General features: G+C 69.8%; 29 protein-coding genes and 1 pseudogene. 13 read left to right on the top strand and 17 right to left on the bottom strand.

Annotation, left to right across the window (positions count from 1 at the left end; genetic code table 11):
• Positions 1–37: 37 nt before the first annotated feature.
• Positions 38–709: an SGNH/GDSL hydrolase family protein gene (locus ABD357_RS31370; RefSeq protein WP_344394436.1), complete on the bottom strand. Its 672-nt coding sequence runs from the start codon at positions 707–709 to the stop codon at positions 38–40.
• A 120-nt stretch (positions 710–829) separates the two neighbouring features.
• On the opposite strand from ABD357_RS31370, the gene ABD357_RS31365 reads away from it, so the two are divergent.
• Entirely contained in the window at positions 830–1,816 is a 987-nt protein-coding gene (locus ABD357_RS31365) for a WD40 repeat domain-containing protein (protein WP_344394397.1), read from the top strand.
• 38 nt (positions 1,817–1,854) lie between these two features.
• Here ABD357_RS31365 and ABD357_RS31360 read toward each other — a convergent pair whose 3' ends face one another.
• Together ABD357_RS31360 and ABD357_RS31355 are read right to left on the bottom strand one after the other, a co-directional pair.
• A complete protein-coding gene (locus ABD357_RS31360) occupies positions 1,855–2,259 on the bottom strand; it encodes a PPOX class F420-dependent oxidoreductase (RefSeq protein WP_425585081.1) in 405 nt (134 codons plus the stop codon).
• A 31-nt stretch (positions 2,260–2,290) separates the two neighbouring features.
• A complete protein-coding gene (locus tag ABD357_RS31355; RefSeq protein WP_344394396.1) occupies positions 2,291–3,082 on the bottom strand; it encodes a TetR/AcrR family transcriptional regulator in 792 nt (263 codons plus the stop codon).
• 130 nt (positions 3,083–3,212) lie between these two features.
• Here ABD357_RS31355 and ABD357_RS31350 point away from each other — a divergent pair.
• Positions 3,213–3,656: pseudogene (locus ABD357_RS31350) on the top strand (ATP-binding cassette domain-containing protein); the annotation flags it as partial.
• A 140-nt stretch (positions 3,657–3,796) separates the two neighbouring features.
• On the top strand, positions 3,797–4,405 hold the full coding sequence (locus ABD357_RS31345) for an SMI1/KNR4 family protein (RefSeq protein ID WP_344394395.1): 609 nt from the start codon (positions 3,797–3,799) through the stop codon (positions 4,403–4,405).
• Positions 4,406–4,489: 84 nt separating this feature from the next.
• Here ABD357_RS31345 and serC read toward each other — a convergent pair whose 3' ends face one another.
• From serC to ABD357_RS31315, 6 genes are all read right to left on the bottom strand, one after another.
• A complete protein-coding gene (gene serC / locus ABD357_RS31340) occupies positions 4,490–5,608 on the bottom strand; it encodes a phosphoserine transaminase (RefSeq protein WP_344394394.1) in 1,119 nt (372 codons plus the stop codon).
• Between the two features lie 222 nt (positions 5,609–5,830).
• Complete coding sequence (locus tag ABD357_RS31335; RefSeq protein ID WP_344394393.1) at positions 5,831–7,099, bottom strand: MFS transporter; 1,269 nt, start codon at positions 7,097–7,099, stop codon at positions 5,831–5,833.
• 134 nt (positions 7,100–7,233) lie between these two features.
• Positions 7,234–7,764, bottom strand: coding sequence for a GNAT family N-acetyltransferase (locus ABD357_RS31330; protein ID WP_344394392.1), 531 nt, complete (start codon positions 7,762–7,764; stop codon positions 7,234–7,236).
• 28 nt (positions 7,765–7,792) lie between these two features.
• Complete coding sequence (locus ABD357_RS31325) at positions 7,793–9,370, bottom strand: asparagine synthase-related protein (RefSeq protein WP_344394391.1); 1,578 nt, start codon at positions 9,368–9,370, stop codon at positions 7,793–7,795.
• 65 nt (positions 9,371–9,435) lie between these two features.
• Positions 9,436–9,600 carry a hypothetical protein gene (locus ABD357_RS31320; RefSeq protein WP_344394390.1) on the bottom strand — a complete coding sequence of 55 codons (165 nt, stop codon included), beginning with the start codon at positions 9,598–9,600 and terminating at the stop codon, positions 9,436–9,438.
• A gap of 129 nt (positions 9,601–9,729) precedes the next feature.
• The gene (locus ABD357_RS31315) at positions 9,730–9,903 is read right to left on the bottom strand and encodes a hypothetical protein (protein WP_344394389.1); all 174 of its coding nucleotides are present in this window, start codon (positions 9,901–9,903) and stop codon (positions 9,730–9,732) included.
• A 150-nt stretch (positions 9,904–10,053) separates the two neighbouring features.
• On the opposite strand from ABD357_RS31315, the gene ABD357_RS31310 reads away from it, so the two are divergent.
• Positions 10,054–11,280, top strand: a complete 1,227-nt coding sequence (locus tag ABD357_RS31310) for a helix-turn-helix transcriptional regulator (RefSeq protein ID WP_344394388.1) — start codon at positions 10,054–10,056, stop codon at positions 11,278–11,280.
• A 21-nt stretch (positions 11,281–11,301) separates the two neighbouring features.
• The gene (locus ABD357_RS31305) at positions 11,302–11,667 is read left to right on the top strand and encodes a hypothetical protein (RefSeq protein WP_344394387.1); all 366 of its coding nucleotides are present in this window, start codon (positions 11,302–11,304) and stop codon (positions 11,665–11,667) included.
• 12 nt (positions 11,668–11,679) lie between these two features.
• Here the strand turns inward: ABD357_RS31305 and ABD357_RS31300 are convergent, their stop codons facing one another.
• From ABD357_RS31300 to ABD357_RS31275, 6 genes are all read right to left on the bottom strand, one after another.
• Positions 11,680–12,930 carry a cytochrome P450 family protein gene (locus ABD357_RS31300; RefSeq protein WP_344394386.1) on the bottom strand — a complete coding sequence of 417 codons (1,251 nt, stop codon included), beginning with the start codon at positions 12,928–12,930 and terminating at the stop codon, positions 11,680–11,682.
• A 67-nt stretch (positions 12,931–12,997) separates the two neighbouring features.
• Entirely contained in the window at positions 12,998–14,284 is a 1,287-nt protein-coding gene (locus tag ABD357_RS31295) for a cytochrome P450 (RefSeq protein ID WP_425585080.1), read from the bottom strand.
• Positions 14,265–14,621: a DUF742 domain-containing protein gene (locus tag ABD357_RS31290; RefSeq protein WP_344394385.1), complete on the bottom strand. Its 357-nt coding sequence runs from the start codon at positions 14,619–14,621 to the stop codon at positions 14,265–14,267. The genes ABD357_RS31295 and ABD357_RS31290 overlap by 20 nt, the downstream gene beginning before the upstream one ends.
• Positions 14,618–15,040 carry a roadblock/LC7 domain-containing protein gene (locus ABD357_RS31285; RefSeq protein ID WP_344394384.1) on the bottom strand — a complete coding sequence of 141 codons (423 nt, stop codon included), beginning with the start codon at positions 15,038–15,040 and terminating at the stop codon, positions 14,618–14,620. The genes ABD357_RS31290 and ABD357_RS31285 overlap by 4 nt, the downstream gene beginning before the upstream one ends.
• Positions 15,037–16,845 carry an ATP-binding protein gene (locus ABD357_RS31280; protein ID WP_344394383.1) on the bottom strand — a complete coding sequence of 603 codons (1,809 nt, stop codon included), beginning with the start codon at positions 16,843–16,845 and terminating at the stop codon, positions 15,037–15,039. The genes ABD357_RS31285 and ABD357_RS31280 overlap by 4 nt, the downstream gene beginning before the upstream one ends.
• 224 nt (positions 16,846–17,069) lie before the next feature.
• Positions 17,070–17,537: a MarR family winged helix-turn-helix transcriptional regulator gene (locus ABD357_RS31275; RefSeq protein ID WP_344394382.1), complete on the bottom strand. Its 468-nt coding sequence runs from the start codon at positions 17,535–17,537 to the stop codon at positions 17,070–17,072.
• Positions 17,538–17,612: 75 nt separating this feature from the next.
• Between ABD357_RS31275 and ABD357_RS31270 the strand changes: the two genes are divergently transcribed.
• Both ABD357_RS31270 and ABD357_RS31265 read left to right on the top strand, forming a co-directional pair.
• Complete coding sequence (locus ABD357_RS31270) at positions 17,613–18,098, top strand: ester cyclase (protein WP_344394381.1); 486 nt, start codon at positions 17,613–17,615, stop codon at positions 18,096–18,098.
• A 98-nt stretch (positions 18,099–18,196) separates the two neighbouring features.
• Positions 18,197–18,559, top strand: a complete 363-nt coding sequence (locus ABD357_RS31265; protein WP_344394380.1) for a hypothetical protein — start codon at positions 18,197–18,199, stop codon at positions 18,557–18,559.
• 71 nt (positions 18,560–18,630) lie between these two features.
• Here the strand turns inward: ABD357_RS31265 and ABD357_RS31260 are convergent, their stop codons facing one another.
• Both ABD357_RS31260 and ABD357_RS31255 read right to left on the bottom strand, forming a co-directional pair.
• On the bottom strand, positions 18,631–18,936 hold the full coding sequence (locus ABD357_RS31260) for a hypothetical protein (protein ID WP_344394379.1): 306 nt from the start codon (positions 18,934–18,936) through the stop codon (positions 18,631–18,633).
• Complete coding sequence (locus tag ABD357_RS31255) at positions 18,936–19,241, bottom strand: hypothetical protein (protein WP_344394378.1); 306 nt, start codon at positions 19,239–19,241, stop codon at positions 18,936–18,938. Before ABD357_RS31255 ends, ABD357_RS31260 begins: the two co-directional genes overlap by 1 nt.
• 162 nt (positions 19,242–19,403) lie before the next feature.
• Between ABD357_RS31255 and ABD357_RS31250 the strand changes: the two genes are divergently transcribed.
• From ABD357_RS31250 to ABD357_RS31225, 6 genes are all read left to right on the top strand, one after another.
• Positions 19,404–19,664 carry a GntR family transcriptional regulator gene (locus ABD357_RS31250; protein ID WP_344394377.1) on the top strand — a complete coding sequence of 87 codons (261 nt, stop codon included), beginning with the start codon at positions 19,404–19,406 and terminating at the stop codon, positions 19,662–19,664.
• 144 nt (positions 19,665–19,808) lie between these two features.
• Positions 19,809–20,777 (top strand): EamA family transporter, encoded by a 969-nt coding sequence (locus ABD357_RS31245; protein ID WP_344394376.1) that lies wholly within the window; start codon positions 19,809–19,811, stop codon positions 20,775–20,777.
• Positions 20,778–20,948: 171 nt separating this feature from the next.
• On the top strand, positions 20,949–21,293 hold the full coding sequence (locus ABD357_RS31240) for a hypothetical protein (protein ID WP_344394375.1): 345 nt from the start codon (positions 20,949–20,951) through the stop codon (positions 21,291–21,293).
• 189 nt (positions 21,294–21,482) lie between these two features.
• On the top strand, positions 21,483–22,280 hold the full coding sequence (locus tag ABD357_RS31235; RefSeq protein ID WP_344394374.1) for a TIGR03084 family metal-binding protein: 798 nt from the start codon (positions 21,483–21,485) through the stop codon (positions 22,278–22,280).
• Positions 22,277–24,010 (top strand): acyclic terpene utilization AtuA family protein, encoded by a 1,734-nt coding sequence (locus ABD357_RS31230; RefSeq protein WP_344394373.1) that lies wholly within the window; start codon positions 22,277–22,279, stop codon positions 24,008–24,010. The genes ABD357_RS31235 and ABD357_RS31230 overlap by 4 nt, the downstream gene beginning before the upstream one ends.
• Positions 24,007–25,605, top strand: a complete 1,599-nt coding sequence (locus ABD357_RS31225) for an acyl-CoA carboxylase subunit beta (RefSeq protein ID WP_344394372.1) — start codon at positions 24,007–24,009, stop codon at positions 25,603–25,605. The genes ABD357_RS31230 and ABD357_RS31225 overlap by 4 nt, the downstream gene beginning before the upstream one ends.
• Positions 25,606–25,611: the final 6 nt, after the last annotated feature.

Here is a 25,611-nt window from a genome sequence, read left to right as displayed (position 1 = left end):
GCAGCCGCGCAGTACAACGATACGCACGGTGACCAGGTCACGCGTACGGCTCGCCCAAGTCCCAGGCCTGGTACATCGCTTCGGCGAAAGCGGCCGCGATCTTGTGCTCGCCCGAGGCGTTCGGGTGGGTGCCGTCGTGTGTGTCCAGGCTGAGGTCGTACGACTCCGGGGCCGAGGCCAGCAGGAGCGGGGACGACAGTGCGTCCAGGTCCGCGACCGCCTTTGCCAGCAGCTCGTTGAAGTGGGCCACCTCGGCGGCGAAGGCGGCGTCCGAGTCCGCCCTCACGTTCGGGATCACCGGGAGGAAGACCATCGCCACGCGGGGGTTGGCCGAGCGGGCCTCCGCGATGAAGGAGCGGGCGTTCGCCGCTGTCCGGTCCGAGTCCGTGTAGAAGCCCAGGTCGATCAGGCCCAGCGAGACCAGCAGGACGTCCGCCCGTTGCGTGCGTACCGCTTCGGCGATCAGCGGGGTCATGTGGTGCCAGCCCTCACCCCAGCCCGCCAGGTGGGAACGGGGGAACTCCGGGTCGGCGTACTCGTACGAGTCGGCCGTGTCCGTCGCCTTGTCGTAGAGCGTCTCCCGGGGGCCGACGATGCGGAACGGGCCGCCGTACGTCGCGCGCAGGTGCTGCCACATCCGGTAACGCCATGTGTGTTCACCCGCGCTGCCGATGGTCTGCGAGTCGCCTACGGGCATGAACCTGAGCATCCGCTCATCATCCTTGACCACGGCGCGAGATCCCTGCCGGATCCCTGATCAAAGTGCGATCAGGGGTGTGAAGCTGAACACCCTGCGTGAACGCCGGGCGGGGATGGCACGCTTGGGGGCATGCGCCGTTCGCTGCCGTTACTCGCCTCAGCCCTGCTCGTCCTCGCGCTCGGCGCGCCCGTCGTCGCCGCCGACGGCGACGACGGTTCGGAAGGGTTCACGATCAAGGACCCGGGGATCACCGAATCCAGCGGCCTCGCCGCCTCCCACCGGCACAAGGGCATCTACTGGACCCACAACGACCAGGACGAGGGCGCCTACCTCTACGCCATCGACAGCAAGACCGGCGACACCGTCGCGACTATCACCATGACCGGGGTCGGCACCCCGCGCGACATCGAGGCCATCTCCATGGGCCCGGACAACGAGATCTACGTCGGCGACATCGGCGACAACGACGGTGTGGAATGGCCCTATGTGTGGGTCTACCGGCTCCCCGAACCCAAGCAGCTCAAGGACCAGACGGTCCGGGCCACGCAGTACGTGGTGAAGTACTCCGACGGCCCCCGCGACGCCGAGTCGCTCGCCGTGCACCCCAAGACCGGCCGCGTCTACATCATCGACAAGCAGGAGGACGGCGGCCACCTGTACGACGGGCCGGCGCAGCTCTCCACCTCCGGCACGAACGTCTTCAAGCCCATCGCCCCCATCGACCTGTGGACCACCGACGCCGCCTTCTCCCCGGACGGTCGACAGCTCGCCGTACGCGGCTACTTCGGCGGGATCGCGTACGAGTGGAACGACGGGAAGCCGAAGCGACAGGGCCGGCTGAGCGTGCCGCTCCAGAGGCAGGGCGAGTCGGTGACGTACACCCCGGACGGGTCCACGCTGCTGTACGGGACCGAGGGGGAGGAGAGCCCCGTCGAGCCCGGCAGCGTCCCCGGCGCGGCGGACGGCAAGTCCCCCTCGGGAGACGGGAGTTCGGCCGCCGACGAGGACAGTGCCGGTGACGGGCCCAACGACAACCTCAAGATGGCCGCCATCGCTCTCGGCGCGGGGCTCGTCGTCATCTACGGGCTCAGGCGGCTGCTGAGGCGCGGGTCCTGACCGGCTGACGGGTGCCGGGAAGCCGCCGGGCGCGCGCCTCACTTCCCCATCGGCCGCACCTCGTAGTGCAACGTCGGCGTCCGCATCACCTTGTGGGCGACCGGCACGAGGACGCCCTGCAGGAACGGGTGCTTGCGGCGCAGCAGCTTCGCCGCGTGCCGGTCCTCCTCGCTGCCGTGCTCCAGCAGCCGGGTCCGGGCGTGGATCTGCGGTCCGACGGGGGTGCCGCGCGGGGTGGCGGGGGCGAGTTCCACCTCCGGGTTGTTGCGCAGCCGCTTGACCTTCGACGCCTTGCCGGGCGTACGGAAGTACGCGTGATCGCCCTCCACGACGAGATTCACCGGGGTGCCCACGCCCGTGCCGTCCTTCTTGTGGGTGGTCAGCAGCGCGGCCCACTGCCTGGCGAAGGGGATGAGCTCGGGGCGCGTAACGGGAATACTCATGCCTCCATAGATGCACCGACCGCCCTGTTTGTCACCCTTTGCTGTGCCGGGCTTCGCTGTGCCCGGCTTCGTTGCGCCGGGCGACGAGCGATTCCAGCCCGTCCAGGAGCCGCTGCAGCCCGAACTCGAAGTGGTCGAAGTCGGTGCCGAAGGCGTCTTCGCTGAGCGAGGCGAGGACGGGGTAGCGGCCACTGGTCATGGCTTTCTCCAGGACCGGGGCCTGGGCCTCCCAGAACTCCGCGTTCGTCAGGCCCGACTTCCGCTCCGCCTCCTTCTGGTACAGCTGGGTGCGGGCGGCGCCGATGACGTACCCGTCGATCATGATGATCACCGAGACCAGCTCGGGGTCGGTCAGGCCCATGGGCTTGATGCGGGCGAGCACCATCTCCATGCCGTCGAGGGCGCCGGGGCCGAGCACCGGACGGGTCTGGTTCACCTGCAGCAGCCAGGGGTGGCGACGGTAAAGAGCGAGGGTCTCGCGGCCCAGGGCCTCCAGAGTCGCGCGCCAGTCCGCGCCGAGCGCGGCCTCGTCCCCGGACGGGCGCTGTACGCGGTCCAGCATCAGGTCGAGCAGCTCGCCCTTGCCGGGGACGTAGCGGTACAGGGACATCGTGCCGGTGCCGAGTTCCGTGGACAGCCGTCGCATCGACACCGCCTCCAGGCCCTCCGCGTCCGCGATCTGGATGGCCGCTTCCACGATCCGGTCGAGTGTCAGTCCCGGTTTCGGGCCGCGGCTGGGGCGTTTGCCCGTGTCCCAGAGGAGGTTGAGGGTGCGGACGATGTCTCCGCTGCCACTGGTGTCCGGACCCGACGTGCTCGCCATGTGCTTCAGGATAATCCCTTGGCCCAGAAACTGGGTACGGTGTACTCTCAAAAGGGTACGGCGTACTCAGTTTCGGGTTGCCGCAGGGATTTCAGGGTTCAGGCTTTCTGGATTCACGGGAGGGGTGCACATGAGCGGCTACGCGGTCCGGGCCGAGGGGCTCGAGAAGAGGTACGGGGAGAAGCGGGCACTCGACGGCTTCGACCTGGCGGTGCGGGAGGGAACCGTCCACGGCCTGCTCGGGCCGAACGGCGCGGGCAAGACCACCGCCGTCCGCATCCTGTCGACGCTCATCAGGCTCGACGGCGGGCAGGCGCAGGTGGCCGGACTGGACGTGGCGCGCCAGCCGCGGGAGGTACGGGCACGGATCGGTCTCACCGGTCAGTACGCGGCTGTGGACGAGGTACTGACGGGGCGGCAGAACCTGGAGATGTTCGGCCGGCTGTTCCACCTGGGCGGACGCAGGGCACGCCTGCGGGCCGGTGAGGAGGCGCCCAGCACGGGAAAGTGCCGGGCGCTTCGCTCACGAGCGCCAGGCGCCGCGGGGGGTGGCGCCCGCGAGGTAGCGGACGTTGGCGGGCCGGACACCGGCGCGGCACTGGAAGGTGTAAGCGCCATGGTGCGGCTCTACGTCACACTGCACACGGCTCAGGAGGAGCGGCGCACGTGAGCGAGGGATCGCGGTAGCCGCATGACACCCGAGGGAGTAGCCCGGTGACGATCGATGAGTCGTGGAAGAAGATCGAGCGGTGGCTGGCACGGTATGCGCCTGAAGAGGAGCTGCCGGGGCCGGCCGGTCTGGACGACATCGCGAGACTTTCCGATCAGATCGGCGTCCAACTTCCGCCGGACGTCGAGCAGTCGTTGCTGCGGCACAACGGATCGGGACTCGTCACGATCGTCCCGCCTGGCTTCCTCCTGTATGGCGCCGACGAGATCGCGCGCTTCAAGGGGCATTTCACCAAGGGCGAAGAGAGTGCGTACGTGCCCATCGGCAACATCGGCCCGTCGGAGAAGATCGTCGACACCAGGACGGGGCGCATCGGGGGCCACGACCCCGAGCAGGGGTTTTACTGGGGGGACGATCCGCTCTGGGCGTCATTCTCAACTGTGCTGGCGTTCGTGGCAGATGTTCTGGATTCCCCGCCGCCGTGGATAGCGATGCTGCCGGGCGAGGAAGAGTGGGAGGCGACGCATCAGGATGCTGACTTCCCGGGCACCCTCTCGTGGACTGAGGAACCCAACGGACCTGTCGACTGGGACATGGACAGTCTTGCCCGCCAATTCGGGCCCCTCGGCGGCAGCCACGGCAAGGGCTCCTGACGCGCGGGCGCGCATCACTTGAGCCGCACGACAAGGGCGCCCGGTGGTGGTCACCGGGCGCCCTTCAGGGTCGTACGTGAGCGGTCAGAGACGCTCGATCACGTAGTCGATGCACTTCGTCAGGGCCTCGATGTCCGCCGGGTCGATCGCCGGGAACATCGCGACGCGGAGCTGGTTGCGGCCGAGCTTGCGGTACGGCTCGGTGTCGACGATGCCGTTGGCGCGCAGGACCTTGGCGACGGCGGCGGCGTCGACCTCGTCCGAGAAGTCGATCGTGCCGATGACCTGGGAACGCTTGGCGGGATCGGTGACGAAGGGGTTCGCGTACTTGAGGTCCTCGGCCCAGCCGTAGAGGGTGCGGGCGGAGGTGGCGGTGCGGCGGACCGACCAGTCCAGGCCGCCCTGGCCGTTGAGCCACTCCAGCTGGTCGTTGAGGAGGAAGAGGGTGGCGAGGGCCGGGGTGTTGTACGTCTGGTTCTTGCGGGAGTTGTCGATCGCGGTGGGGAGCGAGAAGAACTCCGGTACGTGGCGGCCGCTCGCGTGGATACGCTCGGCGCGCTCGATGGCGGCCGGGGAGAAGATGCCGATCCACAGGCCGCCGTCGGCGGCGAAGGACTTCTGCGGGGCGAAGTAGTAGACGTCCGTCTCGGCGATGTCGACGGGGAGGCCGCCGGCGCCGCTCGTCGCGTCCACGAGTACCAGCGCGCCCTCGTCGGCACCCTGGACCCTCTTGAGGGGGGCCGCGACGCCGGTCGAGGTCTCGTTGTGGGTGAACGCGTAGACGTCCACGCCCGCCTCGGCCTGCGGGTCCGGGTGCGTGCCCGGGTCGCTCGCGATGACCGTCGGCTCGGCCAGCCAGGGGGCGAGCTTGGCGGCCTTTGCGAACTTGGAGGAGAACTCGCCGAAGCTCAGGTGCTGCGACTTGTTCTCGATCAGGCCGTGGGTCGCGATGTCCCAGAACGCGGTGGAGCCGCCGTTGCCGAGGATGACCTCGTACCCCTCGGGGAGGGAGAACAGGTCGCGCACGCCTTCGCGGACCTTGCCGACGAGGTTCTTGACCGGGGCCTGGCGGTGGGAAGTGCCCATGAGGAACGTACCGGTGGCGGCCAGCGCGTCCAGCGCCTCCGTCCGCACCTTGGAGGGGCCCGAGCCGAATCGTCCGTCGGCGGGCTTGATGTCAGCGGGAATCTGGATCTCAGCCACGCTGGGAGCCTATCCGCTCCCGGAAACCTGGGCGAAACGTCGTCCGTCCGGTGAGACGAGGGGTGGGTGGTGCAGGGGTGCGTTCGCCCCGCCGCTCTTACCCGTCCCATCCCGGGGCCGGCCCGGGCCCCGCTGAGGGCTGCGCCCCCAGCCCCCTTGCGACCACTCCCGAGGAGGCGCCCGACCGCCGACGCGGTCAAGACCGCCCGGCGCCTCTCAGCCTCAGGATGCGCGCCCCGCGGGTGCGGCTGCCTCACGGGTCTGCCTCAGCCTTGCCGCGTGTTCGTTCGTACGTACGTCGTAGGTCATGAGCTTCGGGAGGCAGAGGGCCAGAGCCCCTACCGCTGCGACGCAGAGCACGCCGCCGGACCAGATCGAGGTTCGTACGGTCGTCCAGGCGGCCATGGTGCCGGCCCGGACCTGCCCCAGCTGGGGGCCGACCGAGTAGGAGAGGAGTTCGATGCCGGCGAGGCGGCCGCGCAGCTCGTCCGGGATCGTCTGGTTCCACATGGCCGCGCGGAAGATTCCGCTGATCATGTCGAAGCCGCCGGCCAGGGTGAGGAAGCCGAGCACCAGCCAGACGTTGTGGGCCGCGCCCGCGGCCACCATGGCCAGGCCCCAGCACGCCGCCGCCAGGACCACCATCCGGCCGTGGCGGTGGATCCGTGAGGTCCAGCCGCTGGTGAGGCTGACCAGGAGCGAGCCGGCCGGGACCGACGCGTACATGAGGCCGAGGGACCACTCGGCGTCCAAGTCGTCCGCGAGGAACGGGAGGACGGCGAGGGGGAAGGCGAGGAACATGGCGGCCAGGTCGATCGTGTACGTGCCCAGGAGCTCCTTGCGGCTCCACGCGTAGCGCGCCCCTTCCGCGATGGACCGCAGGGACGGTTTGGCCGCCTCGTGAGCGGCCGGCGACGCGGCCAGGCCGAGGGCCAGGGCGACTGAGATCGCGAAAGTGACGAGGTCCGCGGCGTAGGCCCAGCCGAGCCCCGCGTACGCCACGACGAGACCCGCGACGGCCGGGCCGGCGACGCCGCCGACCGTCCAGCGCAGGGAGTTGAGCGCGGCGGCCGCCGGCAGGTGCTCGTGCGCGACGATGCGCGGCACGAGCGCGTCCAGCGCCGGCCGCTGGATTGCGACGAGCGCGGCGGACAGCGCGGCCACCGCGTACAGCGGCCACACCACCGGATGCGGCAGCAGCGCGTTGAGCAGCAGACCGGCGCTGAGCAGTCCCTGACCCGCCTCCGTGCAGAGGATCAGTTTCCGTTTGTCCAGGGCGTCGGCCAGAGCGCCGCCGTACAGACCGAAAACGATCAGCGGTACGAGTTCCGCGGCGCCGATCGCGCCCACGGCCACCGCGGACCCCGTGAGCTCCTTCATCTGCACCGGAAGCGCCACGAAGGTGAGGAAGCTGCCGAAGTTGGTGACGATTCCGGCCACCCAGAGCCGTCGGAAGTCGGGGGAGGTCCGCCATGGGGCCAGGTCCGGCAACAGCGTGCGTAAGCGTCTGGCGGCAGGCGGAGAAGAGGGAGCGTCGTCGGAGGGCGTCACGACCTGTCATGTTCCGGCGCGGCTCCCCGCCGAGACAAACGCTTTTCGTCAGCTCGGCGCCGAGGCGCCACGGGTCAGGCATTGATGGTCGATCGGATGGGCAGATCGGCGAGCTCTTCGGCCTTGCGGGCCAGGAGGTAGGCGGGGTGTCCGTGGCGTTCGGTGGTGTGGACGAGTTCGAAGCCCTGCACGTCCCGGTAGTAGTGGACCAGGCCGAGGTGTCCGCAGCCGCGCCGTACCCACTCCTTGTCCATGCGGGCCGCGTGTCCGAGTGCCCACCAGGCGATCAGTGCACCCGGGCGTTCGGCTCTGTGGGCGGGGTCGGTGAAGGTGGTGGCGAGGAAGAGGGCCGGTTCGGCACGCTCGGTGTCGGTCCAGCCCCAGTGTGGGGTCTCCTCGTACAGGCTGGTGCAGCCGATCAGGCGCCCCTCGGCGTCGGTCATGGCCCAGACCGGAGTGTGGTCGTCGGCGGCTCGGGCGGCGATCTGGTCGGCGCGGTCCGGCAGCTCCTCGCCGCCCTCCAGGCCGCGACGGACCATCCATGCGGCACGGTCACGGATCAGAGCGGCGTAGGCGGGAACGTCGGCTCCTGTGGCCGGTCGCATGACATACACGGTGTCTCTCCAGGGCGGGTCACGAGCGGGCGTTGCGGGCTGCGAGGTCGGCGGCGATGACGTCGGCGAGCCGGTCGTCTGTCTCCAGGATGGCGCCCTGGCGGATGCGGCGGAGAGTTTCGGCGAAGGCGTCGGGGTCGATCAGCTTGGCGTCGATGAGCGGAGAGCCGTCTTTCAGGATGCGGTCGGCGTGCGCCGGGATGTGGTCGCGCAGGGCCTTGTGCATGACGTGGGTGAAGTTCTCCGGGAGCCGAGGCCGCACCACGTCTTCGGACAGGCCGAGGTGGGCGAGCCGCCTGCGGTGCAGGGTCTTGTCCGAGCGCCATTCGCAGGGCAGCCACTCACCGAAGCGGATCACGGCCGGGTCGGCGAAGGGGTGGATGGGCCACATCCCCGCGTCCAGCAGCAGCGGCGCGGCGGAGGCCAGCGCCAGCAGGGTCATTTCGTTGACGACCGAGGGCGGGGCGGTGTCGGCTTCGGCGTCGTGGAGAACCTCGCGGGCGACGGGCCCGAGCCAGGGTGTGGGCTGGTGGGCTGGGCCGACTGGTAGGTGTGGGGCCTCGGTTGGGGTCAGTGCCAGCATCTCGTCACCGCCGATACCGGTGATCACCGTGCGGACTCCGTGAGCGGTGAGCACTTCCACCAGGGCGGCTGTCGCCTCCTGGTACGGCTCCTCGTATGGATTGACGAAGCTGCCGAGCGCCCGGCGTCCGGTGGGGTGCAGGGGTGCGAGGGCATCAGCGTCCGTGGTCACGTCCGCGCGGAACTGGGCGCGTCGGATCATCTCCTGGCGGCGTCGGCGTTGCTGCACTCCGCCGGGGCCGGGCAGCAGCATGGCGGAGGCCAGGATACGGCCGGGGTGGCGGAGCGCGGCGTGGGTGCCGGTGACGGCCGAGTCCATGCCGCCGGACAGGTGCGCGGTGGTGGTGTCCGGGACGAAGATATGCCGGTCCAGGACTCCGTCCAGCAGCTTCTCGTAGGCGGCCAGGACATCGGCGTCCGGCCGGAGTTCGCGGGCGGTCGAGTGGCGGGCTGCCTCGGGCATCCGAAAGGAGAGGGAGCCGCCGCCGAAGGTGGCGGTGGCTCGCTCGGTGAGCCGGTACAGGCCGGTGAAGCTGGTGCGGTGGGTGTAGCGGAACCACAGGGCCAGTAGGCGGGTGGTTTCCACTACGTCCAGGGCCACGGTTGGCAGGTGGCGGACGGCGTCGGCCATGTTCCACGAGCCATACAGCATCCCGTCGTTGGCGGTGAGGTAGACGGGTGCGGTGCCGTGGGTTCCGGCACTGAGGGATACCTGGCCGGTCCTGGTGGTCTCCACGGTGAGGAAGTCGAGCGGCCATCGGCGGGCTTCGTCCAGGAGGCGGTGGTATCCGTCCGTCGGAAGTTCGACCACCGCCCGTCGCCCGTGGTCCTCCCGGTCCAAGGGGAGTTCACGGACGGTGACGAACGTTGTACCCGTCGAGCGGTCGGCCACGGTTAGGCAGTCCAGGGCGGGATGGGCGATGGGTTCGATCCATGACCTGCCGGACTCGAGGCGACTCCCGTTCCATGTCCAAGCCCCATCCAGGCTCTGCGGGTTGATCTGCAGCTTCAACACGGTCTCTCTCCAGGATCGCGGGCGGGACGGTGCGCGAGCAGTGCCCCGCACCGTCCCGCCCTGGTTCAGACGCGGATGGAGTCGTACTGGTGGTTGGTGTCGCTGGAGCCGGGATCCTTCTTGTAGGCGTAACGCTCGGCCAACTCCGGTACGTGGTAGAGCGGTTCATCCGTGAAGATGCGGCTGCCGATCTGGGTCGCCAGCGCGGTCTGTTGCTCTAGGTGCGTCATTGCTTCTCCTGTTTCTCTCGGTTCCCGGGTTGATGTCGTCGCGCTTCGCCCGCTGATTGGGGAGAGAGCGGCGAGGTGATGCACCATCCGGTGCGGGACGGCATGGCTCCGGCATCGGATGGCAGTTCTTCAGGGCTCGCTGGCCTCGCGCGCCGCCTCGGGCTGGTTGGCGGTCAATGGCGTCCGACAGTGAACGCACCGTGCGGTCTTGTCTTCCCAGATCACCAGGCAGGAGCAGCCGGGGCACCTCTTGATCTCTTCGCCGTCGATGACGACGGGCTTGATCGGGGCTGATCTGGTCATCTCCGCTGCTCCTCACGATGGACCGGGTATGAGGACCAGTGAAGGACCATGCGCCGATAGGGACCACGGCAGAACTGCCGCAGTTGTGCGGCACGTTGGCTGCATCCGTTACCGTGAGCTGCTGCATCGTCACACACGGGAGGTCTGGCTATGAGAGCCAGGCGTGATCGGCTCGCCCGCCGCAGAAAGGTGTGCGGCTACAGTCAGGAGCAGCTGGCTGAACTGCTTGGCGTGGACCGCACCTCCATTGGCCGGTGGGAACGCGGCGAGACGGACCCTCAGGCGTTTTTGTGGCCCAAGCTGGCCGGCCTGCTCAAGGTGACCCCTTCAGAGCTGGACAAGCTGTTGCATCCAGAGCCAGCCTTGCCCAGGGGGGTAATGGAGACGAAGGGGGGTGACCTTGACGACGTGATCCGACGAGACTTCCTCCAGTTGATGACCGTGACGGCGACAGCCACGGCGTTGCCTGCCCCGGCGGACGCCGCAGACCGTAGTCACGGCTACCGGCCGATGAACGAGCACCTGTGGAAGGTGTATTCGCTGGTGCCCTCGAAACGATCCGTGTACCCCCTCGTACGCGACCAGGCCGCCGAGCTGGCCACCGCCCTGCACGGTGCCATCACCGAGGCGACCCGTAAGCGGTTGTGCCAGGAGGCCGGGGACCTGTTCCAGCTCGCCGGGGAGGTCCTGTTCGACGGCAGTCACTACACCGATGCCGCGCACTGCTACACCCTCGCGGCAAGCGCCGCAAAGGAAGCGGGTAACCCTGATCTCTGGGCCTGCGCACTGACTCGGCACGCCTTCGTCGGCCTGTACGGCGACCAGAAGTACCGGGAGACCGTTCCGCTCTTGGAACTGGCTCGCGCTGTCGCGGAACGTGGAGACACCAGTTTGTCCACGCGTCACTGGGTGGCAGCCGTCCAGGCAGAGGCGTACGCCGGGATAGGGGACTTGGACGCCTGCAAGCGCGCTCTGGACCAGGCTGCGGAAGTCCACGCCCTCAGCGGGGATATGCACAACGGCGGCTGGCTTCGCTTTGACGGCTCCCGCCTCGCCGAGGAACGCGGTACCTGTTTTGTGCGGCTCGGGCGCTTCGACCTGGCAGAGGGAGCCCTGACCGAGGCGTTGAAGATGAAGCTGTCCATGCGGCGCCGGGGAAGCGTGCTGACAGATCTTGCCCTCCTGGGAGCCCAGCGGCGCGATGTGGACCAGATCATCAGCTATGCCGGAGACGCCCTTGATCTCGCCCAGCAGAGCGCATCAGGCTATGTCGCACGCAGGCTATGTAGCTTGCAGCCGAGACTCACTCCATTCCTGCCTGACCGACGCGTAAGTGATCTCAATGACCGGATCACGGAGCTGGCTTCAGCCGTCTGACTCAGCCGAGAGGGAAGCATCTTGAGCAACGACAACGGCCGCGTCTTCCGCGAGGCTTGGATCGCCGGAGTCATCAAGCACTATCCCGGCGAGCCCAAGCCCGGCTACATCACCCCCTGGGACGACACCCCGGACTGGGAGAGGTCAGCGGCTGCGGCGGTGTACGAACAAGTACGCCAGTTCATCGAGATCAGCGGCGGCATGACGCAGAAGCTCACCCGCGAGCAGCGCGGCCACTTCATCGCAACCTGCTGGATCGCTCAAATCCACAAGCACATCGAAGACCCGAAGCCCGGATACGTCGCCGATTACGCCGACCTGCCCGAGTGGCAGCGTGAGACGGATGCCGACATCTTCGACGCCATCGAGGATCAGATGCGGCGTTAGTCGGCGAAGCCCTCAGCCATCCAACCGCACCGGCAGCTCGAACAAATCGTTCTGCGTCACCACCGGCTTGTTGCGGAGTTCCGTCGCCGGGACCGCCAGGTCGAGCTCCGGGAAACGGGCGTACAGCGCGGGCAGCGCGACCGCCGCCTCCAGGCGGGACAGCGCCGCGCCGGGGCAGACGTGCGGGCCGTGGCCGAAGGAGATGTGGCCGAAGGAGATGTGGCGGTTCTCCGGGACGCGTGTGATGTCGAAGTCACCGGCCGAAGGGCCGTGGGCCTTCTCGTCGCGGCCGATCGCGGCGTACGAGACGATCAGGGCGTCGCCCGCCGGGAGGACCTTGTCGCCGACCGGGACGTCCTGAGTCGCGAAACGGATCAGGACGTGAGACGTGGGCGTCGACCAGCGCAGGGTCTCCTCGATCACCGACGACCAGTCGGCCGCACCGGCCAGCACCAGCTCGCGCTGCTCGGGATGCGTGGACAGGTTCACGACCGCGTTGACGATGAGCGAGATCGTCGTCTCGTGACCGGCCGCCACCATCAACTGCAGCGTCGAGACGATCTCCTCGTCGGTGAGACGGTCACCGTCCTCGGAGGCGAGGATCAGCGCACTGGTCAGATCGTCGCCGGGAGCGGAGCGTTTCGTCGCGACCGTCTCCGCCATGATCCCCGCCAGCTCGGTCAGTGTGGCGATGACCTCCTCCGGCGGCGTCTGGGTCGAGAAGAACTTCTCGAACAGCTCCTTGAGACGGGGGAGTCGGGAGTCGTCCATGCCCATGAGGTCCGCGATGACGTACATGGGAAGCGGGTACGCGAACGCCGCCTTCAGGTCGACGACTTCGGGGGCGCCGGCGCCGTGGGGAAGCGCGTCGAGGAGGTCGGTCGTCAGCTTGGTGATCCGCTCCCGCATCCGCTCCACGCGCCGCGGCGTGAGCGCTTGCGCGACGAGCGTACGCATCCGGCGATGCTCCGCACCGTCCACGGTGAGCATCGAACGGCCGGGGTTCGCCAGCCCGATCAGCGGCCAGTCCGGCGGGATCTCGCCGCGCTGCCAGGCGCCCCAGACATTGATGTCCTTCACCAGCCGTGGATCGGTGAGGAGTTGCCTGGCCTCGGCGTGATGCGTGACCGCCCACACCGGAACACCACCCGGCAACTCCACCGCGGCGAGCGGCCCCGCGGCACGCAGCCGGGCACTCTCGCCGTCCAGGTCGCTGACGAAGGGATCGAGGGCGATACGGGCCGGGCTCGTCTCGCTGGTCATGGGCAGAGGCCTCCAAGGTCGGTCGTACGGCGGTCGGTTCGTACGGCGCTTGCAGTGGCTGTGACGGTCAGAGCGTGCTGCCGCCCAGTGCGTGCCTCGGCGTAAATCTCACCGGCAGTTCCGTCAGGCCCCGCAGCCACGGCGACGGGCGGCGCGTGAGCGAGTCGGCCGGTACGGCCAGGTCGAGGTCGGGCAGCCGGTCGAGGATCACCTCGATGCCCGTACGCGCGATCACCTCGGCGACCTCCTGGGCCGGGAACGGGCAGCGGTGCTCGCCGTGGCCGAAGGAGAAGTGCGCGCTGTTGCCGCCGGTGAGGGCGGAGCCGTCGACGCGTACCTGCGGGTCGCTGTTGGCGGCCTGGAGGCCGAGCAGCAGCAGATCGCCCGCGCGGATACGGCGACCGCCGAGCTGGGTGTCGCGGGAGGCCCAGCGCCCGGCCACGTTCTGGGTGGGGGTGTCCTCCCACAGCACTTCGTTCATGGCCTCGGCGACACTGTGCCGGCCGCCGAACAGCGAGGCCGCGAAACGGTCGTCCGTGAGCATCAGCCGCAACGAGTTGCCGATCCAGTCCGCCGTCGGCTGATGGCCCGCGGCCATCATCACCATCAGGTCCTGGGTGATCTCCTCGTACGTGAAGTCCGAGCCGTCGGCCAGCATGCGGCTCACGACGTCGTCCGCGGGCCGCGCCGCCCGGTCCGCGACCAGGCGCGCCATGGACGTGGCGAGATGCCGCTGCCCCGCGAGGGCGTTCTCGCGCCCGTTGATCATGTCGTTGAGGGCGGTGACCAGACCGGGCCCCTGCTCTTCGGCGAACCCGTACAGGGTCGCCAGTAGGCGCACGGGCAGCGGCATCGCGTAGTCCGCGACGATGTCCGTCTCGCCCTTGGCGCAGATCGCGTCGATCAGCTCGTCGGCGAACTTCTCGGCGTGGCTCCGCAGTTCGTAGGCGTCGACGGCTTCCAGCGCGTCGCTGATCATCGCGGCGCGCTCGCGGTGCCGCTCGCCGACCGTGTAGAGGATCGACGGCTGCTTACGGCCGATCATCGGCAGCAGCGGCCAGTCGTCGGGGATGCGCGGCCACTGGCTCCACAGGTCGGAGTCCCGGCTGAACAGCACGGGATCACCGGTGACCTGGTGCAGCTCGCGGTAGCCGAGAACGAGCCACGCCGGTACGTCACCGTCGAGCAGCACCGGCGCCACCGCACCGTGCTCGCGCCGCAACTCCCGGTACAGCGCGGCGGGTTCGGTCTGGAACCGGTGCCCGCCGAGGGCAACGGGTTCCGTCGCAGAGGTTCCCGGGGTTCCGGGGGCTATTTCAGAGGTTTTTGAGGTTTCAGAGGTTTCGGAGTCCAACGAGCACCTGCTCCAGTACGTCGGGATCGGGGGCGCCGCCCGCATCGCCCCGGCGCGGATGGCGGGCGCGGACGCGGCCCACGGCGAGGAGGTCGGAGAGCAGGATCCGGGTGATGCTCAGCGGCAGCCGCAGCTCGGCGGCGAGCTCCACGACCGCCGTCGGCCGCTCGCACAGCCGCAGGATCGCCGCGTGCTCGGACTGCATGCCCGGCGCCGGATCGCACTCGGCGACGATCAGCGTGACCAGGTCGAACGGGATGTCGGGCGCGGACCGGCTGCGCCCTCCGGTGAGCGTGTAGAGCCGGTCGGGCGCGTCGTCCCTGCCCGGGCGGCTCATGACGTACGCGGCAGCGCGCTCAGATGTCCGCCGAGCTGTTCCACGAACTCGCTCATGTTGTGCCCGACGACCCCGGCGTCCGCCTCTTCGTCGGTGACCACGGCGAGGTGTACGCCCGAGCCCGCCTCGACGATGAACAGGACCCCGCCGTAGAACTCGGCCATCGCCGACCGGATGCCTCCGCTGCCGTCCCCGAACTCCATGGACGCTCCGTGCGTCAGCGACTGGATCCCGGCGGCGATCGCGGCGAGTTGGTCGGCCTGGTCCGCGGTGAGCCCTCCCGTACGGCACAGCTTCAGCCCGTCACGGGAGAGCACGAGCGCGTGCCGGGCGCCCGAAGTGCGTTCCAGCAGGCCCTCGATGAGCCAGCTGAGCTTCTCGTCGGCGGTCACGGTCGCGGTCGCGGTGGTGCCGGTCATGGGGTGGGGTCGCCTTCCGGGTGGGGGGTCGCGTGGGCGGGGGCTTGGGGGGTCGCGGTCGGCTCGGTGACGGGCGTGGTGTCTCGTACGACGTGATCGGCGGCATCGGCTCGTACGGCCTCGTCCGCTGCCGTGCCCCGTACGGCCTGACGGAAGGTGCCGAAGCGGGCGGCGCGGATGCGGGCGCTTTCGGCGTGGGTGGGGCGGGGCGAGGGGGCGACGGCTGCGGGGCGGGCGCGTTCGACGTCAGCCTCGGATGCGGCTGCCGCTGCGGCTTGGGCTTCGGCGAGGGTGCGGCCTCGGCGGCGTTTGGGGAGGCCGCTGGTGGTGTCGCGCTCGCCGCCACCGCCGCTGCCGTTCCCGGTCTCGCTCTCGCCGGTGCGTTCTGGGGACTCGTGGGTGGGGACGGGCTCCGGGTCCAGGTCGGGGAGGGCGCGGGCAGTGGCGTACGACTCCGGAGTGTGGGCCGAGACCGGGAACGGGAGCCCTGGCGTAGTCCGCGGCGAGGCGGGTGCGGATTCCGGGGCGGCGGGTCCGGTGAGGCGGTACGCCCCTGGAGCCTGGGCCTGGGACTGAACCTGGCACCCGGGCCTGGTCCGCGGCAGGGCGGGTGCGGGCTCGGGGGCGGCCGGGTCGGCGAGGATGTCCTGGGGGATGAGGACGAGGACGCCCGTGCCGCCGCGCGCGGAGGGGCGGAAGGAGATCTTCAGCCCGTACTTGCGGGCGAGGCGGCCGACGACGGCGAGGCCGAGGCGGGTGCCGGTGAGGCCGCCGAGCCCGGCGTGCAGCCCGGCGACGGCGCGTTCGGCGCGGCGCAGCTGTACGTCGCCCATGATCAGGCCCGCGTCCTCGACGGAGACGATGACGCCGGCCGGCACTTCCTCGACGTAGACGTGCACTTCGGCAGTGGGCGGCGAGAAGTTCGCGGCGTTGTCGAAGAGTTCGGCGAGCGCGTGCATCACGCCTTCGGCGGCGTGCCCGGCGACCGCGGCCTCGCTGGCCGAGTGGAGGCGCACGCGCTGGTAGCCGCCGATCCGGCCCATCGCGCCGCGCAGGATCGACTCCATGACGATGGGCCGCGCCCAGCGGCGCCCCGAACGCGCTCCCGCGAGGACGGCGACGGAGTCCGCGAGACGGCCCGCCTGCGCGGTGCGGTGGTCGAGGTGGAGGAGGTCGGTGAGTACGTCCTCGTCGGAGTGCTTCTCCTCCATGGCCCGCAGATCGGCGAGCATGCTCGTGGCCAGGGCCTGCATCCGCCCGGCGGCGTTGGCGGCGGCCGAGACGGCGGCGCCGCCCTCGGTCCTGGTCCGGCGCAACTCCTCGGCCAGACGGGCGTTCTCCGCGCCGAGGCGGGCGCGCTCCTGGGCGAGTTCGGCACTCAGGCGCGTCTTCTCCTGGGTGAACTGATCAGCCTCGTGTACGCGTTCACGCTCGAACTCCTCGGTGAGCCGGTCCTGTTCGCGCGTGGACTCCTCGGCGATACGCGCCCGTTCCTGAAGAAGCCGCCGGGCGTCGTCGGTGACGGCTTCGAGGCGGCGGCGTAACAGGCGCGCCTTCTGCGTGGCGTGGCTCGCGAAGGCGACGACCGCGCATAACAGCAGGGCGGCGGCGCCCGCACCGCACGCGAGAGGCACGCGGAACGACTCGGGGGCCGCGACGACCGCCCCGACGACGGCGAGGGCGGCCGGTACGGCGGTGATCAGCGGCGCGGGCGCGACGGCACGCAGGCTGGGACGTTCGCCTCTGGGGTGCGCGAGGGACGGTCGATCTGTGCTCGGGCGCGCTGGGGGGATGGGCGCGGTCATGAATCGTGTCCTCGGTCGTGTCCTGGGCGGGAAGCGACACCTGGTGCTCAACTAGCGGTCACTATATGGGAGTTCGTGATCGTACTGGGAAGGTTCGGGAGTCGCCTTCACGACTCGGGCACGAACGGAAGGGTGGGTCCGAGGCCCGCACTGCCGTCAGGCGGTGAGCCCCTCCCACCTCATGCTGAGGTTGTGCGGTGGACCGTCAGGGCGGCCTCTTTTGGTTAGTGCATCTGCGATCGCGCGGCATGTTCGTCGCCCACCTGGGTGGTGCGCCACAGGTACCGCTCGATCACGGCGAGCTCCTCGTCGGTGAACTCATCGAGCGTCTCGGCGAAGGCGCTGCCGGGCGCCTTCCAGGCGGCCTCGAGTTCCGGGCCGCGCTGGGGGCTCAGCGAGACCAGGGTTTTCCGCCGGTCGTGCGGGTCGGTTCTTCTTTCGACGAGGCCGGCCCGCTCCAGCCGATCCACGAGCCGGGTGGCCGAACCCGACGTCAAGCCTGTCAGCTTCGCAATCTGGCCTGTGCTGAGCGGTTCGGGTTCGAGGCCGAGGAGGCTCACACATTGCAGGTCCGTCGGATGCAGTGCGAGCCGGTCGGCCAAGGCCTGATTGAACAGGGTGTAGGCGGCGTGCTGCCGCCGGGCGGCGGCGGTGACGGCCGCGAGCAGTTCCGCACGATTCCGGTTTGACATGCCCTGACACCCCTCCTAATTTATCTGCGTCACGCAGATTATGTGTGGCACAAATAATAACCGAGGGAGAGCGTTGTGAGCACACTGGCCCCTGCCCGGCTTCGCGAGCTGTACGGCCGCTGGGCCGAGCTGTGGCGCGGCGACTTCAGCCAGGCCGGCGAGATCCTCGCTCCCGACTTCGTCGTTCACCAGGCGCGACCGGACGGCAGCGACTCCGAGTCGACGACAGGCCCCGCTCGGCTGCTCCCAGAGATCGAGCAGACCAGGGCGGCGTTCGGCGACATCACCGTCACCGTGGACGTCGGGCCGATCGTCGACGGTGACCTGATCGCGGCCCGGTGGACCATGCGTGCCACTTATGCGGGTGGCCTCGCCCACGCCACGGCGCCGACCGGCACCAAAATCGCGTTCAGCGGCCACGATGTCCTGCGCGTGGCCGACGGCAAGTTCGTCGAGTACTGGACCTGTACGGACGTTCTCGACGGCCTCACCCAACTCGGCGCGGTGTCCGGCCCGAACGGCCCGGCAGTGCCCCCGGCCGGTGAGGCGAAGCCGGCCTGACGTCATGGCGAGCAGGTATGCCTCCTCGGGAGGGGTCCCCAGGCCCGCGGGTTAGAACTGCCGGGCGGATTCCCACCTTCAAAGCAGGAGGTCCACTGATGAGTACGGGTATGAGCCGGCGAGCCGCGAAGACTGCCTTGACGCTGACCACGGCGGGCGCGCTGGGCTTCGGCCTGATGGCACCGGCCGCGTCTGCCGCCAACGGGCCCTGCTACGACGGGCGGTGCCAGGGCAGCGTGTCGGCGCCCAAGACCATCAAGGTCAACAGCAGCAAGTTCGGGTTCGGGAAGTTGAAGATCACGTCCATCAGCTCCCGATCCGTGCGCATGTCGGCCGCCGGCGGGGCACTCACCGGCAGCACCAGCCCCGGCGGCGTCGTCCAGTTCAACAACCTGAAGATCTGGGTGAAGTCGGTCTCCGGCAGCAAGGCCAGGCTGCAACTGTTCCCCACGCGCTACTGAACCTGGCCGACCCGGTCTGAGCCTGCAGTCGAACCCCGGCGTGTTCATCTCGCGCCGGGGTTCCGTCGCGCTCAGTTCAGGTGGTTCAACCGTCGGCCGCGGCTTTCGGCGACCCGGAGTGCGTCGCGGAGGGCCTCGGTCAGCCGCTCGGCGAGGAAGCGGAGGTCGCCCGGCGGGGTGTCCGGGAGCATGGCGTGGGCGTGGGCAAGGAGTTGTGTGCCCATGCCGAGTTGGATGGACTCAGTGACGTCGGCCAGGCGGGACACGGGTCCGCCGCACTCGTCGGTGAGCAGGTAGCAGGGCTTGCCTCCGGCACCGGACCAGGGCAGCAGGCGCCCCTCACGCGCCAGCTGTGGCTGCGGTGACTCCTGTCCCATCAGGCGACCTCCACTCCGTGGATCCAGTACGGGCCGGGCGCATCCAACCCCAGGGTGGCCAGGGCCAGTTCACGACGCCGCCACCGCTGTTCGTGGGCGATCACGTACGGGCGTACGGGCCTGGTCGCGGTGGCGTCGAGCGGGGTGTCCAGCCCGTACGGGCTTCGGTGGGCCGGGAGCTGCACGGCCTCTGGCTGCGGCGGGACAGTGGTGGGTGCGGGATGGGGCGGGCGTACGCGGTGCGCTCCGCGTGGGATGAACAGGAGGCTCACCCAGGCGGTGATGCGGTGGATAAGGTCGGTCATGTCGTCAGCTCCGATTCAGCTGGTGGCCGCGCCTCCGGACGGCTTGCTCCCGTCGCGGGGGTTTCTTCATGGCCTCACCGTACTCGAGGCACGCTAGGCATGCTAGGTGTTCTACGTATTCCCTGTATCGCGTAGAAGCCTAGGCATGCGCATGCTGGAGCGGTGATCGAATTTGTTCCCGACATCCCCCGCTGGCGCCAGGTGGCCGAGGTGGTGCGCGGCCGGATCGCCGACGGCACCTATCCGCCGCGCACGCGTGTCCCGTCCGTTGTCCAGCTCACCGCGGAGTTCGGGATCGCCAACGCGACTGCGCACAAGGTTCTCAGCGCGCTGCGCGAGGAAGGGCTGACGTATACGGAGCCGGGCCTCGGCTCCTTCGTCGCCGAGCAGCCCGCGAAGCCCTCCGAAGAGGCCGGAGCGTAGGGCGCCAGGTCGGCGTACAAGGCCACCCGGCTCCGGTTGACGTCGTTCGTAAGCTGCTAAGTGGGTTTACGCTCCTTGCGTAGTCCATTACTGTGTACGTTGAAGTGCAGCATGATGAACGGTTCGTCGTCTTGGAAGGCCCCCGTGAATCTCCCCCGCGCAGACCGGTCCCCGTCAGCTGACGCGGCCGTGGGCGCCGCCACGCAGCCGGAGGTCGTCGCGGCGCCCGGAGGTGGACCGGGCCCGAGGCGCGGATGGGGCTCCCTCGGCCCCGTCGGGCTGGTGCTCGCCGGAGGCGTGTCCGTTCAATTCGGTGGGGCGCTTGCCGTGAGTCTGATGTCGCGGGCCGGGGCGCTCGGCGTGGTGAGCCTGCGGCTTGTGGTCGCCGCCGTCGTGTTGCTCGTCGTCTGCCGGCCCCGGCTGCGCGGGCATTCGCGGGCAGACTGGGGGACCGTCGTCCTCTTCGGGATCACCATGGCCGCCATGAACGGGCTCTTCTACCAGGCGGCCGCCCGCATTCCGCTCGGCGCCGCCGTCACCCTCGAAGTGCTCGGCCCCCTCGCGCTCTCCGTCCTGGCCTCACGTCGCGCGATCAACCTCGTCTGGGCCGGTCTTGCCCTCGCCGGCGTCTTCCTTCTCGGTGGCGGGGGCTTCAGCACGCTGGATCCGGTCGGCGTCGCGTTCGCCCTGTCCGCGGGGGCCATGTGGGCCGCGTACATCATCTTCAGCGCGCGTACGGGCCGCCGGTTCCCCCAGGCCGACGGGCTCGCGCTGGCCATGGCGATCGGGGCGGTGCTGTTCCTCCCGCTGGGCATCGTCGAGTCGGGAGCGAAGCTCCTGAACCCGACCACGATCGCCCTGGGCGCCGCCGTCGCGGTGCTCTCCTCCGTCCTCCCGTACACGCTCGAACTCCTCGCCCTGCGCCGTCTGCCCGCCTCCACCTTCGCGATCATGATGAGCCTCGAACCGGCCGTCGCCGCCCTCGCCGGTTTCCTCGTCCTCAGTCAGACCCTCACCGTGACGGAGTCCCTCGCGATCGGCCTGGTCATCGGGGCGAGCATGGGCGCGGTGCGGACCCAGGTCGGGCGGGGGAAGGCCCGGAACGTCACCTGAGCCGTCGTACGACGCCCATCGACGCCCATCGATACCCATATCTGTGACGCGCGCCACAGGTGTGGGTGTCATACGAGGGAACGGCCCCCGTCGTGTCGGAAGTGCATGTGACCGCATGCGCGAAAGAAGCAAACCGAAGCAAACGCCGACCACATCACGGGGTGGATCACCATGCGAAAGAGCCTTTCCCTCCTCGCCGTTGCCGCCGGAGCCGTCGCCACGCTCGGTCTCGCCGGGCCCGCCGCGGTGGCGCAGGACGCGGGGGACGTTCAGGCCCAGGACGTGAACTGCAGCACCGGCATCAGCGAGAGCGACGACCTGGAGGGCTACGCCTTCTGCGACAACAACACCGCCGGCCCGGTCGAGTTCCGCGTGAACCTCGTCTGCGGCTGGGCGGCCGACGTCTCCAGCGAGTGGGTCCGCCTGGATCCCGGCGCGGGTGCACAGGCGGTCGCGGCCTGCCCGTCGCTGAGCACGGGCATCGGTGAGATCAGCGCGGAGCACCGCCCGGTCTGACGGACGGGAACGGCGCAGAGTACGAGGGCCCGCACGCCACACGCGTGCGGGCCCTCGTGGGTCTTCGGACCTGTCGGCGGCACCACACCGAGAAAATTTCCAAGCACGCTTGCTTGTTTTTGCGACCGCTGCCATGCTCCAGGACACACCGCGCCCGCCGCACACCGCCGTCCCCTCAGGGAGCGCCCCGTGTCCGACCCCACGCCCGTACTCGACGACCTGCGCGAGGAGAGCGACGAACTCGACCGGATCGTGAGGGAGTTGAGCGAGGAGCAGTGGGCGCGTGCGACGCCCGCACCCGGCTGGAGCGTCGCCCACCAGATCGCGCACCTCGCCTGGACCGACCGGGCCGCACAGCTCGCGGTGACCGACCCGGAGGCCTTCGCGAGGGAAGTGCAGAAGGCCTTCGTCTCCTCGGACACCTTCGTGGACGAGGGGGCAGAGGAGGGTGCCGGACTCCCGCCCGCCGAGCTGCTCGCGCGGTGGCGTAAGGGCCGGGCGCTCCTCCAGGTCGCACTGCGAGCGGCACCGACCGGCGCGCGCTTCGCCTGGTTCGGGCCGCCGATGTCCACCGCCTCCATGGCCACCGGGCGGATCATGGAAACGTGGGCTCACGGGCAGGACATCGCCGACGCGCTCGGCGCCGTACGCAAGCCCACCAACCGCCTCCGCCACGTCGTACGCATCGGCGTCCGGGCCCGCGACTTCGCCTTCTCCGTACGGGGGATGAGCGCGCCGGAGGAGGAGTTCCGCGTCGAGCTCGTGGCGCCCTCGGGGGACGACGTATGGGCGTACGGCCCCGAAGACGCACCCCAGCGCGTCACCGGGCCCGCGCTCGACTTCTGCCTGCTGGTGACCCGGCGGGCCCACCGCGCCGACCTCGCCGTGCATGCCGAAGGGCCGGACGCGGACCGGTGGCTGGACATCGCCCAAGCCTTCGCGGGACCGCCGGGCGCGGGGCGCGAACCCAAGGGAGCCACGGGGTGAGCCCGGAAGCGAGCCCGGAAACGAGCTCGGAAAAGGCCCCGCCCCTCCGCATCGGCAACGCCTCGGGGTTCTACGGCGACCGTTTCGACGCGATGCGCGAGATGCTCACCGGCGGTCCCCTGGACGTCCTCACCGGCGACTACCTCGCCGAACTCACCATGCTCATCCTGGGACGGGATCGGCAAAGAGACCCCGGTGCCGGGTATGCCCGCACCTTCCTGCGCCAGCTGGAGGAGTGCCTCGGGCTCGCGCACGAGAGAGGCGTACGCATCGTCGCCAACGCCGGTGGTCTCAACCCGGCCGGACTCGCCGACGCCGTAAGGGAGTTGGCCGGCCGTCTCGGCATTCCGTCACGCGTCGCCCACGTCGAAGGCGACGACCTCACCCCCCGCTGTCCGGGGCGCCTCGCCGCCCACGCCTACCTCGGCGGCTTCGGCATCGCCGCCTGTCTGCACGCGGGCGCCGACATCGTCGTCACGGGCCGTGTCACCGACGCCGCGCTGGTCAGCGGGCCCGCCGCCGCCCACTTCGGCTGGCGGCAGGACGACCACGACCGGCTCGCGGGGGCCGTCGTCGCCGGGCACGTCCTGGAGTGCGGGACGCAGGCCACCGGCGGCAACTACGCCCACTTCACCGACCATCACCGGAGCACCTTCCTCCACCCCGGGTTCCCGCTCGCCGAACTTCACGAGGATGGCTCCAGCGTCATCACCAAGCACGACGGCACCGGTGGCGTCGTGGACGTCGGCACGGTCACGGCGCAGCTGCTGTACGAGACGGGCGCCGCCCGGTACGCGGGGCCCGACGTCACCGCCCGGCTCGACTCCGTACGGCTCACCGGGGCGGGCCCTGACCGGGTGCGCATCGACGGCGTACGCGGCGAGCCGCCGCCGCCCACCCTCAAAGTCGGCCTCAACCGTCTCGGCGGCTTCCGCAACGAAGTCGTCTTCGTGCTCACGGGACTTGAGATCGAGCAGAAGGCGGCCCTCGTACGGGACCAGATGGAAGCCGCCCTCTCCGAGGCCAAGTCCCGTCCCGCCGAGGTGAGTTGGGAGCTGGTCCGCACCGACCGGACCGACGCCCCGACCGAGGAGACCGCGAGCGCGCTGCTCAGGCTCGTGGTGCGAGACGCCGATCCGGAGGTGGTGGGGCGTGCGCTGAGCGGGGCCGCGGTCGAGCTGGCGCTGGCCAGTTATCCGGGATTCCATGTCACGGCGCCGCCCGGGAAGGGCAGCCCGTACGGGGTGTTCGAGGCCGCTTACGTCGAGCAGGGCGCTGTCGAGCACACAGCTGTACTGCCCGACGGCAGTCGCGTACGCATCGATCCGCCGGCCCGTACTCGCGCGCTCGCTGGTCCCGGCGAACAGCCGTTGCTGCCCGAGCCGTTGCCTGACGGCCGGGTGCGGCGGGTGCCGCTCGGGCGCGTCGTCGGCGCCCGTAGCGGTGACAAGGGCGGCGATGCGAACGTCGGAGTGTGGGCCTCCACGCATGACGCCTGGCGCTGGCTCGCGCACACCCTCACCGTCGACCGGTTCCGCGAACTCCTCCCGGAAGCCGCCGACTTGACCGTCGTACGGTACGTACTGCCCAACCTCCGCGCCCTGAACTTCGTCGTCGAGGGACTCCTCGGCGAGGGCGTCGCCTCACAGCACCGTTTCGACCCGCAGGCCAAGGCCCTCGGCGAATGGCTCCGCTCCCGTCACCTGGACATCCCGGAGGTACTGCTGTGACCGTCCTGGCGTCCGCGCTCGACACGGCCGGCCCCGACTACACAGCCAACCGCGAAGCCATGCTCGCCAAGCTCGCCGAACTCGACGCCGAGCACGCGAAGGCCCTCGCGGGCGGCGGCGAGAAGTACGTCACCCGGCACCGCGAGCGCGGCAAGCTGCTCGCCCGCGAACGCATCGAGCTGCTCCTCGACCCGGACACGCCCTTCCTGGAACTCAGCCCGCTGGCGGGGTGGGGGAGTGAGTACACCGTCGGCGCCTCGCTCGTCACCGGGATCGGCGTCGTCGAGGGCGTGGAGTGCCTGATCACCGCGAACGACCCGACCGTACGCGGCGGAGCCAGCAACCCATGGAGCCTGAAGAAGGCGCTGCGGGCGAATGACATCGCCCTCGCCAACCGGCTGCCGTGCATCAGCCTGGTCGAGTCGGGTGGCGCCGATCTGCCCTCCCAGAAGGAGATCTTCATCCCGGGGGGAGCGATTTTCCGCGACCTCACCCGGCTGTCCGCCGCCGGGATCCCGACCGTGGCGGTCGTCTTCGGGAACTCGACCGCCGGAGGCGCGTACATCCCGGGTATGTCCGACCACGTGATCATGGTCAAGGAGAGGGCGAAGGTTTTCCTCGGCGGGCCGCCCCTGGTGAAGATGGCCACCGGCGAGGAGAGCGACGACGAGTCCCTGGGCGGCGCCGAGATGCACGCGCGCGTGTCGGGTCTCGCGGACCACTTCGCGGTCGACGAACCGGACGCCCTGCGCCAGGCGCGCCGCGTGATCGCCCGCCTCAACCACCGCAAGGCGTACGAGGATCCCGGGCCCGCCGCGTCCCCCAAATACGACGAGGACGAGCTCCTGGGGATCGTCCCCGGCGACCTGAAGGTGCCCTTCGACCCGCGCGAGGTCGTCGCCCGCATCGTCGACGGCTCCGACTTCGACGAGTTCAAGCCGCTCTACGGGACGAGCCTCACCACCGGATGGGCCACGCTCCACGGCTATCCGGTGGGCGTGCTGGCCAACGCCCAAGGGGTGCTGTTCAGCGAGGAGTCCCAGAAGGCGGCCCAGTTCATCCAGCTCGCCAACCAGCGCGACATCCCGCTGCTGTTCCTGCACAACACCACCGGCTACATGGTCGGCAAGGAGTACGAGCAGGGCGGCATCATCAAGCACGGCGCGATGATGATCAACGCGGTGTCCAACTCGACGGTCCCGCACCTCTCCGTGCTCATGGGGGCCTCGTACGGGGCCGGTCACTACGGGATGTGCGGGCGCGCGTACGACCCGCGTTTCCTGTTCGCCTGGCCCAGCGCCAAGTCGGCCGTCATGGGGCCTCAGCAGCTGGCAGGGGTCCTGTCGATCGTGGCCCGGCAGTCGGCCGCCGCCAAGGGCCGGCCGTACGACGAGGAGGGCGACGCGGCGCTGCGCGCCATGGTGGAGCAGCAGATCGAAGCCGAGTCCCTGCCGAAGTTCCTGTCCGGGCGGCTGTACGACGACGGGGTCATCGACCCGCGCGACACCCGCACCGTCCTCGGCCTGTGCCTGTCCGCGATCCACACGGCTCCCTATGAGGGCGTACGCGGTGGCTTCGGCGTCTTCCGGATGTGAGGGGGG

This window comes from Streptomyces vastus (genome assembly GCF_039532825.1).
GTDB classification, from domain to species: Bacteria; Actinomycetota; Actinomycetes; order Streptomycetales; family Streptomycetaceae; genus Streptomyces; species Streptomyces vastus.
The sequence above is the reverse complement of the archived record's forward strand: the minus strand, read 5'-3'. Positions and strand labels throughout refer to the sequence as shown.